Source organism: Bacteroidales bacterium (assembly GCA_021157585.1).
GTDB lineage: Bacteria > Bacteroidota > Bacteroidia > Bacteroidales > UBA12170 > UBA12170.
On record JAGGWH010000136.1, the window covers coordinates 1 to 12,545 of the forward strand.

Genomic DNA, 12,545 nt, shown 5'->3' on the forward strand with positions numbered 1-12,545 from the left:
ACATTATCCAAATAAAAGGTTTGGTCTGCGCCGGCATAGCCATAATCGCGTAAGCGGAAGTTTATTCTATAGGTAGCGGTTATGCTTGGCGTATACTCATAAGTTACCGTTTTGCTTGTTGTAACATATTCGCCATAGATTTTGCTATTGCCTTTCCAAAAGCTAAATTCTAAATCTGTTGTTATATCTACACCCGCTGTCAAATCTTCTTTTGTTTTGTACCTAAAGCGTTGTAAATGTAGTGAATATTTTCAATTGAAAAGCTTTCTACGACCTAATCTAAAGATTAGGCCGAGCGGGGGTCACTTCGTGTGTTAGCAATAAGTCTCATTTATTTGAAACAGATTTCTCCTCTGCTACACTCCATTTCAGAGTAATTAGTGAGAGTCACTCCTAATAAAATCTAGTTGCAAGCTTCTTCTGACTCCCGGGAATTATTCTCTTATTCAATTGTAGAACCGACTGTTCTTCTATTAAATATTTTTTAAACACATTATCAAAAGTGAGTTTATTAACTTTAATATTGGCAGAACCATATTCCGGTTTTTTCTGAAAAGCCAGCAAACCATAAACACAATTTGTAAGTCTTATTTCCTTTCCTTCAATAGTGGAAAAATCTTTTGAAGCCATTGCAATATTCGCATTTGAAACACTAAAATTGCTGAGTTTTACAGATGAATTTTCCCCTGCACTAACTCCTTTATCACCTGCACTTTTCACCTCACAAGAGTTGATCTGTACTTGTGATCCTGAAAAATCGAAAGCATCATTTCCTATTTCCGAGAAGGAAGTATTTGTAACTACGCCTTTAACAAAATCGCCATCAAAAGCATCGCCGGCAGTAGCGTAAAAAGTGGAGCTTTCTAAACTAAAGTCCGAACGGATAATATTTAATGCATCTTCACAAAAGTTATGCTCAAACCTAACGTGATCCATATCCACATCTGCCTCATAAAAATTTACAGCACCACTTAGCTCCCATCCTTTATATTCAAAATTGCCTAAGTAACTGAAAGTAGTATGTTCAATTCGGTTTCGAGAAGAGGTTTGAAAAATGCTCAATCCCTTAGCTGTTGAATCACTAGAAAAAATATGGATAGGTAAATTTTCTGTACCGGCCAATACAATTGGAGCAAAAGATAGAATTCCACCCGAATTTACAATATCCAAGTCGACACCCTTCTCAATAAACAAAAACTTACCTTTTGGAATAATTACCAAATTTTTCAACTGATATTTCCCCGATTTAATCCAAACAGTATCTTCTCTTTCTACAAAGATTCCTGACTGTAAATAATCGTTTTCGCGAAGTAATTCTTGACGCGGACTCTCTCCTATTTTCTTTTCCCAAGGATGCAACTGAGTATACAACAACTCTTTTTCTCCATCTACCTTAAATACCAACTCATTTAGCAAATCATCATCTCCAAGATTCAGAACCAAGCTTTGTTCCTTATTGTTAAAAGCATCTATCCGATAATTTTTTTTACGCCAAGACAAGCTTATCTGCTTTTGTTCATTGGCCAAACCAATTAGCTCAATTGCCCTATTATTATAATTCTCAACACGAATTCTATACATATCGTCTTTGGATTTATAATAGAAAGCATTAACAAATAAAGGAGCAAGATCTATTCGGTAAAGCGTGTCATAATCAAGTATTTTTTCTTTAAGCGGATAAGAATTTATCACACCATTCTTCAGTCGCTTCTGATATGCCGGCAGTTCCTGTCGAATTCTTTTTGCATTATCGAAAATGAAGGCAGACTCGTACTTATAGTTCGGGAACTCCTCCTGCAATAAATCTTCATATTTAGAAATAGACTGTTCTTCTCGTTTAAAAAAATCATTCAGATATTCTTCTTTACTTATTTTCTTAAGGTTTTTTACATACAGTTCTTGAAATTCAGTATCCTGAAAAATCCTGAATAGTAAATTATCTATTTCTAAAACCTCAGCATTTTTAGGAAACCAAAGGTTACCATAGATAGCTTTTTCTTCGGTAAACTTTTCCATACCACCGGTATAAGCATCAAAAGCAATAGGTTCCAACAAGCATAAAACCGGATTATAATAAAACCTTTGATTGTGCCAAGCCATTCCATGCCGAGCTTTTGTTAAATCTACCAATGCCCAATATTTAGCCAACTTTTCCACGTCAAAAATCTGATTTAGAGGCTTTTGATGTGTTTTATATTGATAAAGAAGTCGCTGTGCAATAGAAAATTCCGTACTTAAAACGGGAGATGCCAAAGTTTTATTAGTCTGAAAAGCTTCTGCAATAGCCGTCTGAAAATAAGGTAATAGATACCATTTCTTTTCAACTTTAAAATGTTTTTGAACACCCCAAAATGCCTCTTCGTTAAAACGTAAAATCGGTCCTTCACGCCGCTGATTATACTCTATCATTTGCTTGGCAAAATGCTCTTCAACAGCATAAACACCTCGACTTTCGCCATTCACATATAAAGGTGTAAAACCATAACGAGTAGTTAAAATATCATTATCGTTAAACAAAGAATGAGCAACATATTCCATTAAGTTAGAACGTGTTAAAGGGTTTTGAAGCGAAAAAACCCTTAATCCGTTCAGACTCTTTGATTTCCGCATTTTCACCCTATACGACCATTTAACACCTTCTAAATGATCCAACCAATCGCCTTTAAGACGAGCTTTTATAGGCAAAACCTGTTTTTCATCAGAGATGATACCATTTGCCCAATCGTCATCGCTTTGCTCTAAAATGCCATTTTCAAAAGCACGTTGGCGAGAGCGTTCAAAAACAGCCCAATCCTTAGTATCAAAATAAAGATACATTTTAGGACTATTTGTATAAACAGGGTATTTTTTTGGAGGCAGTCTTTCAATACGAATATCATCAAACCAAGCACTGTCGGAGCCAATGCTCCAAGCATAGATTTTTATATAATCCAGATTAGGTTTTACATAAAACTCTATTTCTAAAAGCTCCCAACCCTCTTTATCTTTTTCAATAGCTTTAGTTTCTGCTTGATATAAAATATGTGTTTTATCTCCCGCAACAACAAGCCCCGCTTTTCCACTAAGATCGTATCGCCATACACTAGCTTTAAACCGGTTACCTTCGGTAAGATGACGCATTTCGTAAGTTAAACCATAAGGTTTCTTTTTTCCAATTTTAACGGAATACTTCCCACTCCTCGCATGCTCTTGACTATGTATTCCACTTAATTTAAACGAGATATCTCCATCTGTTCCACTTCCAACAATATATTTACCGTTAGAATCTAAAGTCTCTGCATCGGTATATGCAAACCAGGATACTTTTTCATTCTCCACTACGGACGAATTTGTGCAAGCTCCCAAAATAATCAGAAAGAACAAAAAAACGATATATGATAAAGTTTTCATAAACCAACGTCCTTAAACCAATTGAGGATACAATTTCTCCATCCCCGAAATATACTTAGAGAATTTACTCAAACGAACAGGTAATTTAGAGCTAATAACGGCAACTTCAGAAGCAAATTCCATATCATACTTTAGCTCTAAAATAACATTTTGATAATCAGGTATTTTATGTAAGAATAGATTGTGATACTGCGACAATTTAAAATATTCCATTTTATGATCTACAGTAAAACGAAAATTATAATCGAAAGAACGAAAATATCTTCTGCTGTAAGAATTTAATAACTGAGCTTCCAAGCCCATAATTTCTTCGCGAACATTATCTGGTAAATCGGTTTGCTCAAACAGCTTTTTTATCTGCCGGGCATTAAATCCTTTTTCAATAACAAAATCGGGTAAGATATACGACTTTTTAATCCCAAGTTCTCCCTTCTTAATTTTGAATTCTAAGATAGGCTTACTAATCTGACCTACAGGATTTCCATACCAACGAATTCTTACTTTCTTCCGATTGGTATTTCCATCGAAATTATCGTGATAATATCTTAATCCCTGTTTATCGAAATAAATATTATTAACTTGCCTTTGCTGAAAAATTTCGTGAAAATTAGATGGGTGATTCTTAACAATCATCTCAACATAAGCCGGATGTTTGTTTTCAAATACAAATTTCCGCTCATAACGATATTGAATATTTTCGACTAGCGTGGACATAATGATCAACTAAATTTCTTGATCTAATATACCCAAATGAAAGTTCCAAGAAGATAGTTTTAAATCGTCTTGAAAATATTGAATTGATTTAGTATTTTTTAATTCTACCAGATAAGCAAGCTCTAAAAAGTTATTTTGAGAATCATATCTTTTTAGGCGAAAATCGCCAAAATGTTTTGCAATCAAATTATTAAGATCTTCTATTTTAAAATTATCGATATTATCTGAAGATAAACTAATATATAAATTCTGCGTTTTATGTTTAGAGGAAAAGAAAAATCCTCCCCATAAAATTAGCATCAATATTGCAAAGGCCACTAAGACTATTAATGTCTGATTAGCACCAAGTCCCAAGCCGAGAGCAATAGCAATAAAGAGATAAGCTAATTCTTCAGGCTCTTTTATAGCAGCTCTAAACCTAACAATAGAAAGAGCTCCGACTAAACCTAAGGACAAAGCCAAAGACGACTTTACTATAGTGATTATCAGCATAGTAGTAAAAGCCAAAAGAATAAAATTTGCTGCAAATCCTTTACGATTAGAAAGACTTCTACCACATTTACGATAAGTATAAGATAGTAATAATGATAAAATAACAACCACTAACGAATTCAATAAGAAATCGCTGATTGAAATATTAGCATTTTCGGTAATTAAAAATTTTTGAAACAGATTCCATTTATCTTCCATAAAGCGTAATTATATCAAAATAAAAGAGACTGATAGTTAAAAATCATCATCGCTCTCGTAAAACTTTTTTCTTTTTTGTGCATCATATTTATCGCAATCAATTTCTACAGAAAGAGGTTTAATAGGTTTGTCAAAATCGCCTTGATACAATCCAATTTTTTTGTTAGCATAAACATCTTTCATAAACAAAGCCCAAATAGGCAAAGCCATATTAGCTCCTTGTCCTTGCGTAATAGTTCTAAAATGTACTGAGCGATCTTCAGCTCCAACCCACACTCCCGTAGCTAAATTAGGTGTAATTCCCATAAACCATCCATCTGACTGATTTTGAGTAGTTCCCGTTTTGCCTGCAATCGGATTTCTAAATCCATAGGTGTATTTCAAACGAATTCCCGTTCCGCTCTCTACCACACCTTTCATAAGCGAAAGCATAAGATAAGCCGTTTCTTCGCTCATAGCTTCGTTAGATTCGGGAGTAAAACGCTCTAATACATTTCCATTCTTATCTTCTATACGACTGATAAAAATAGGTTTTAGATGAACACCTTTATTAGCAAAAGTAGCCATTGCGCCAACCATTTCGTAAAGAGAAATATCGGGTGTACCCAAAGCAATAGCATGTACTGCCGGAATATAACTTGTAATACCCATATTTCGAGCCATTTTAACTACCGCAGCCGGATTATACTTATCAATCAGCTGAGCCGATATCCAGTTAATGGAATTTGCTAAAGCCCATTTTAGAGTAACTTCTCTACCTTCAAACTTTTTATTGGAATTATGAGGTTTCCAAAAAGTACCATCGGGCAAACGGATAATTGGCTGCACATTTGCCATTTTGCTACAAGGCGACATATTACCCTCTTGCATTGCCAAAGTATAAACAAAAGGTTTAAAAGTAGAACCTACCTGACGTTTTGCTTGAGTTACATGATCATATTTAAAATAACGATAATCGATACCACCAACATATGCTTTAACATGCCCTGTTTGAGGCTGGACAGACATTAAGCCTGCTTGAAACAGATATTTATAATAATGAATACTGTCCATCGGACTTAAAACCGTATCAATATCTCCATCCCACGAAAAAAGAGTCATTTCTGTTGGAGTATTAAAAGCAATATCTATAGAATCCATGCTTATTCCCGCTTTTTTCATCAAGCGATAGCGTTCTGATCGCCGCTTAGCTGTATTCAATATTTTTTGAATTTGTTCTTCGGCATCTTCTTTATCGAAAGCAAAAGGAGCATTCGTATACCCTTTCCAATGACGATAAAAAGCGGGTTGCAAATCTTTACCCAAATGTTCACGAACGGCTTTCTCGGCATAAACTTGCATATCATAATTTATAGTGGTAAAAATGCGCAAGCCATCGCGATAAAGGTTATATGGAGTTCCATCAGGTTTAAGATTTGAGGCAGCCCAATCTGTTAACCATCTACGTAAGTATTCGCGAAAATATTTTGCCATTCCGTCATTATGGCTTTGCCTGTTAATATTCAAGCCTAAAGGTTTAACAATGGCGGAATCATAAGTTAATTTATCGATATAGTTATAGTGATACATTTGTCCTAAAACTACATTACGGCGTTCGGTTACTAATTTAGGTCGACGAAAAGGATTATACAGCGATGAATTTTGCAACATCCCGACCAAAGTAGCCGCTTCAGTTAATTTTAAAGAGTCGGGGGTAGTACCAAAATAAACACGTGAAGCCGTTTGTATTCCATCGGCATTATTGATAAAATCGTATTTATTCAGATACATTGCTATAATTTCCTCTTTCGAGTAACTGCGTTCGAGCTTAACAGAAATAACCCATTCGTTAAGTTTTTGTTTTACACGGGCAAGGCTGGAGCCGGGTTTCTCGGTAAATAATTGTTTAGCTAACTGCTGTGTAATAGTCGATCCTCCACCTGCATTATTCCCTGTTAGAACACCATAGAAAACACGTGCTAAAGCTTTAAAATCAATGCCTGAATGATTGTAGAATCTAATATCTTCCGTAGCAATTAGAGCATTTACCAGATTTGGAGATATATCGCGAAAATCAATGTCGGAACGATTTTCGATAAAATAAGATCCCAACAAACGACCATCATCAGCAAATATAAGAGAAGCTTGGGAAGACTGAGGGTTTTCCAACTCTTCAAAGCTGGGCATTTTTCCCAGATAACCATTTGAGATTAATACAAATAAACCAACAAGCAATCCAACTCCAATAAAAAAGCTAGCCCAAAGAATTAAAATCCACTTTAAAAAGCCTGTTTTTTTCTTAGTTTTTTTCTTACTGCCTTTTTTGGCTGTTGTGTCTTTCTTTACACCCATATTAAATTTTTGTTATTCTACCCTTTCCAATCTGATTCCCACATCGGCTATGCCTTTTAAGCTATCAGCTCGCATACCATGTTTCACGCAAAAGCGATATTTTCCTTTTTTCTGAAAACGTATATTTTCACGAAGTATAAAACTGTTATCACGAAACTTACCCCTACCATCGCCTAACCATTTACCCTGATAATCAGCTAACTGACATTCTATTGTATCTTGTGCAGATTCGCCATCGGGAAATTCTGATTTGATAAAAAAATACAAGTTAGCAAACTCATAATCAATTGTATTACGAACATTAATATAAAAATTAAACGATTGGAGACTATCTTCTATTTCTACTTCAAATATTTTAGCATCATCATAAAACCAAATATTATTTGCAATCATCTCGTTATGTTCGTAATATCGATTATTATCGCAAGACATAAATGCAAATCCCAAGAATGTAAAAGCTAATGCAAAGCCTATCATTCTTTTCGAGAAGTTATATTTTTTTCTTTGCATATTCAAAATTTATCTTCGATCAAAACGTGTTAAGTCACCTTCTTCAATACCGTTTAGCTTCTTCTTTTCCGGTGATTTTATCATATAACTTTCTATATCATCCGGCTTTTTCCCAATCTTATTACGCCCAAGGATATATTTAACTTTTTTAACAGATATCGCCATAAATGATCCGGGTTCATTTAAATAAGAGTACCAAAAAATACCTTTAAAGACATCCATTTTTTGAAAAACAGCATCACCTTTTTTTGTTTTCAAAGGAAGGCTTGTATCAGGAAAATCGGATTGTGCGTCAGAATAAGAATCATATTCAAAATTGAGGCAACACTTTAACTTACCACATTGTCCGGCTAATTTTTGCGGATTTAACGAAAGTTGCTGAGTACGAGCAACATTAGTAGTAACGGAAGTGAAATTTGTAAGCCAAGTTGAACAGCATAATTCTCTACCGCAAGAGCCTATACCTCCAACTCTTGCAGCTTCCTGCCGAACGCCAATTTGACGCATTTCTATACGAACGCGGAATGTTTCGGCTAACACCCTAATCAGTTGACGAAAATCGACTCTGTCATCGGCTGTATAATAGAAAATGGCTTTGGTTTCATCGCCCTGAAACTCAACATCATTGACTTTCATTTTCAATCCCAAATCGCCAACAAGTTGTCGGGTTTTAATTATTGTTTTATCCTCACGTTCGGCTGCTCTTATCCATTTTTCAATATCATTTACTCTTGCAAGACGATATATTTTTTTAATTGTATCCGATTCAGGATCTACATTCTTTTTTACCATCTGAAGTCTCGCGGTTTCTCCTGTGAGACTAACGATACCGATATCATGACCCGGAGAAGCTTCGACAGCAACAATATCTCCACTTTGAATATTTATGTCTGAAGGAACAGTATAAAAATCTTTATGGCTGTTTTTAAATCTTACTTCGGCACAATTAAAATTTTCATTTAATCCGGATAAATCCATAGGAAGTAACCAATTTTGAGCATCTAGTTTTGAACAAGAAAACGATTCCTTTCTTTTTCCTTCTTCCAGTATTGTTTGTGATGCACAACAGCCTCTATAAAACAGACTCCCGTCATTCGTTTGACTATCTCTCATATTTATATATAATAAATCGCTATCCTCACTTTTAAAATCTATCTCCAACTTTGCTTACCAAATAGTAAGAATAGCTAATTAACATACAAAAGTAATCAATAATTTGAGTTTTAAGAAAAGGAAAATTGTAGAAATGTATCTAAATATAACTATAAGGAAAACAAACTAATACACAAAGAATACAAGGCACTAAAAATCAGCACTGAATAAATCAAACAGTAGTTAATTTTAATATAAAAATAGCCTTACTATTTTTGAGTTTTCTCCTGCTTAATATCCATCTTTAAAAGCCGACTCATTTGCAATGAAAGATTTGCAAAAAGTAATGCGCTGTGCGCATTTCGTTCAATTTCATAAATAGCCTGATCTATCCTTTTTTGAATAAGAGGAGCATTTTGCAAATGAATAAATGGAGCAAATTTGATAAGGAAATATTCTTCGTGAAGCATAATTTTAACCAACTTATCGTTACCATAATTTAAAAGTAAACTTTCTCTTACCATACGTAAGGAGTATGCTAAAAAACTTTTCTGCTTCTCCCGACCAAATTTACTAACTTTCTCTACCCAAGTTTTAATTCCTTCGAGACTTCCTTTTTTATAGCACAATCTCATCCATTCCACAAACAAATTGTAATTTTCACGCATCTCGGCAGAGTTAGAAATAATTTCGCTAGCTTTAAAAATATCGCCATCGGCTAAGCTCGCAATGTTGCGAAGGTCATTTTCAGTAAGCTTAGGGTTTTTCTCTAACAAATATGTTTGTAATTTTTCCTTTTCTATTGGTGGGACTACTACTGTTTGAACACGCGACTTTATAGTGGATAATAATTTTTCCTTTTCGTTAGCAATTAAAAATATAAGTGTATTAGAAGGAGGTTCTTCAATAAGTTTTAAAAGAGCATTGGAAGCCACTTCATTCATTTTTTCAACCATCCAAACAATTAGCACTTTATACTTAGCTTCTACAGTCTTATACTGTAGTTGATGTACTATTTTTCGCGCTTCTTCTTTGCTTATAAACCCTTGCTTATTTTCAATACCAATACGCTGATACCACTGAAACAAATCAGGATATCCATTTACCTCATCAATATAATTCTTCCAATCATTCAAAAAGTCAAGACTAACGGGATCTTTCTTTACTCTAGTTTCTGTAAGTTTAGAAGTAGACGTATAATTTGTATTTACCGGATAGCTGAAAAATAAGTCGGGATGACTCATAGCTGCATATTTCTTGCAAGAGCTGCATTCTCCGCAAGAATCATTATCTTGTTTATTGGTACAATTAATATACTGAGCATAAGCAAAAGCCAAAGCAAATTTCCCAACGCTTCCTTTACCCAGAAACATTTGTGCATGACTAATTCTATTCTCTTTAACCGTGTTTATCAATCGCTCTTTTAGCGATTCCTGACCAATAATATCTTTAAACTGCATAGGATTTTAATTAACACAAAATTAGAATTTTTTCGCAAAAGAAAAATTTATCTTTGCCCTCTTTAAACCTAAACGTATTTTAAGCGTCTAAAACCAAAAACACACAAAACATGACAAAAAAATTAATCATTCTTGCTGGATTAATGCTAAGTATAATCCAGATTAGCCTGTCTCAAACCAAGCCGGGCGGAAGAAATGGACGTTCTATGGATCCTAATAATCTTCCAAAAATTGGCATTGTAAAAGGAAATGTAATTGATGCTGACAATAGCGAAATTGTAGAATATGCTACCATAGCCCTTTTTCATAAACGATTTAAAAAAATTGTAGTAGGCGGTATTACCGATCGACATGGAAACTTTATCATTGAGAATATTCCGATGGGAAAATATCTAATGAAAGTGGAATTTATTGGTTACGAACCTTTTATTATTGAAGAAGTTAAAATTGAACGTGATAACTTTGAACATCTATTTAAAGACATTAAGATTAAATCTAAAATGACGGTTCTGAATGAAGTAAACATTACTGCCGAACGTGCTGTTATTGTAAATAAAATAGATAGGAAAGTAGTAAGCGTTGACAAAGACCTTGTTTCAGCAGGCGGATCAGCCGTTGATGTTTTGGAGAATGTTCCTTCTATTGATGTGGATACCGACGGAAACATAAGTTTAAGAGGCAGTCAAAATGTAACTATTTTAATTGATGGTCGCCCAAGCGGATTATCTGCCGAATCTACTGGAGCTTTACTCGAAAGTATTCCATCAGAAAGTATCGAATCTATTGAAATCATTACCAACCCATCTGCCAAATACGATCCTGAGGGTGTTAGCGGTATTTTAAATGTAGTTCTTAAAAAGAATAAGCTTACCGGATTTAACGGACAAGTGAGTGCCGGAATTGGAACAAACGGCTCCTATAATGCAGGCGCAAGTTTAAATTATCGTAATACCAAAATGAATATCAGTGCCAATTATAATTTCAGGCAGTTTGAACGCCCTATAGATGGCTTTAGCAATAAAACGATTTTTGTAGGAGATACAATTAAACACTATGGAGACATAAACGAAAGCGACCGTACAGGCATTATGCACAGCGCTTCAATAAATGCCGATTTTTTCTTAAATCCAACAAACTCTTGGAGTTTTGGTGGAAGAGTCAGCAGCAGAAATATGGAAAGAACTCAATTCAATATTTATGAAAACTATTATGGTTTTAATGAATCTTTTAATCCAAAAACGACAACGGACTATTTCAGAAATGATATCAACAGTGATTATTTAGGATTCAGTTATGATTTAAACAGCAATTACAGAAAAATATTCAGTTCTAAAGATCATTTCTTAGAAGCTGAAATTGCCTATTCCAATTATGATAATGAAATGAACCAAAACCGTGCAACTACCTCTATAGATGACCTTTACTACCCTGACGGATTTATCCCTAACGACTTATCAGAGAATACACTATCAGAAAGCAACATAAAGACATTTCGCCTGGATTATGCGCAACCTTTTGAAAATAGCAAACTGGAATTGGGAGCCAAAACTACCTTACGTACAATGGGAAACGATTATGTTGCCGGTCAATTAAGTAACGATATTATTATACCAGATATAGCATTGACTAACGAATTTATTTATACCGAGAATGTATATGCAGCATACGCACAGTTTGGTGGCGAAATTGGAAAATTCAGCTATCAAACAGGCTTACGCGGAGAATTGGCCGATATTAATTCTGAGCTAGTCACTACCGGTGAGAAATATCCACGAGAATATTTCAGTCTTTATCCAAGCGTTTTCTTATTACAAAAGATTAACAAAGACAACGAGATTAATCTTAATTATAGTCGCAGAGTAAACCGTCCTCGTAGCCGCCAATTGAATCCCTTTGGCAACTCCAGCGACCCCTACAATATCCGAAGAGGAAATCCTGATTTGAATCCTGAATATGTAAGTGCTCTTGAAGCGGGCTATACTAGATATATTGGCAAATCAATGTTAAATGCAACTGTTTACTACCGTTATATTACGGACGTTATTGAAAATGTAAACTTAATAGATGACTACGGCGTTTCAACGGTAACTTATCAAAATATTGGATCGAGAGAATCTTATGGTGGAGAACTCACCTTTTCCGGTCAGTTTTACAAATGGTGGAGTATGAATGCCGGATTTAACTTTTATCAGCTAAGTTACAGCAGTGGAGAAAGTGCTGAGCTATCGAATGAAGGTTTTACCTGGAATTTTAAAGCCAGTAATAACTTCCGTATCAACCCCAATTTATCGGCTCAACTGTCCGGAAGATACGATGCTGCACGTGTAATTCCGCAAGGAAGTATGGATGCTCGTTTTG

Annotated in this window: 9 protein-coding genes; 1 reads left to right on the forward strand and 8 read right to left on the reverse strand. The window is 34.7% G+C overall.

Features of this window, described 5'->3' with window-relative positions; genetic code table 11:
- The 8 genes from J7K39_09455 to J7K39_09490 form a co-directional block, all read right to left on the reverse strand.
- Window positions 1-203 (reverse strand): hypothetical protein (locus J7K39_09455; protein MCD6180115.1); only part of this gene is annotated, 203 nt, incomplete at its 3' end.
- A 190-nt stretch (window positions 204-393) separates the two neighbouring features.
- Window positions 394-3,390 (reverse strand): CotH kinase family protein, encoded by a 2,997-nt coding sequence (locus J7K39_09460; protein MCD6180116.1) that lies wholly within the window; start codon window positions 3,388-3,390, stop codon window positions 394-396.
- A gap of 12 nt (window positions 3,391-3,402) precedes the next feature.
- Window positions 3,403-4,104 (reverse strand): VTC domain-containing protein, encoded by a 702-nt coding sequence (locus J7K39_09465; protein MCD6180117.1) that lies wholly within the window; start codon window positions 4,102-4,104, stop codon window positions 3,403-3,405.
- A gap of 9 nt (window positions 4,105-4,113) precedes the next feature.
- Entirely contained in the window at window positions 4,114-4,794 is a 681-nt protein-coding gene (locus tag J7K39_09470; GenBank protein ID MCD6180118.1) for a DUF4956 domain-containing protein, read from the reverse strand.
- A gap of 36 nt (window positions 4,795-4,830) precedes the next feature.
- Window positions 4,831-7,125 (reverse strand): transglycosylase domain-containing protein, encoded by a 2,295-nt coding sequence (locus tag J7K39_09475; protein ID MCD6180119.1) that lies wholly within the window; start codon window positions 7,123-7,125, stop codon window positions 4,831-4,833.
- Between the two features lie 12 nt (window positions 7,126-7,137).
- Window positions 7,138-7,635 (reverse strand): gliding motility lipoprotein GldH, encoded by a 498-nt coding sequence (locus J7K39_09480; protein MCD6180120.1) that lies wholly within the window; start codon window positions 7,633-7,635, stop codon window positions 7,138-7,140.
- A gap of 9 nt (window positions 7,636-7,644) precedes the next feature.
- Window positions 7,645-8,748, reverse strand: coding sequence for a hypothetical protein (locus tag J7K39_09485; GenBank protein MCD6180121.1), 1,104 nt, complete (start codon window positions 8,746-8,748; stop codon window positions 7,645-7,647).
- 248 nt (window positions 8,749-8,996) lie between these two features.
- Window positions 8,997-10,187 (reverse strand): hypothetical protein, encoded by a 1,191-nt coding sequence (locus J7K39_09490; GenBank protein MCD6180122.1) that lies wholly within the window; start codon window positions 10,185-10,187, stop codon window positions 8,997-8,999.
- A 110-nt stretch (window positions 10,188-10,297) separates the two neighbouring features.
- Between J7K39_09490 and J7K39_09495 the strand changes: the two genes are divergently transcribed.
- Window positions 10,298-12,545 (forward strand): TonB-dependent receptor (locus J7K39_09495; GenBank protein ID MCD6180123.1); only part of this gene is annotated, 2,248 nt, incomplete at its 3' end.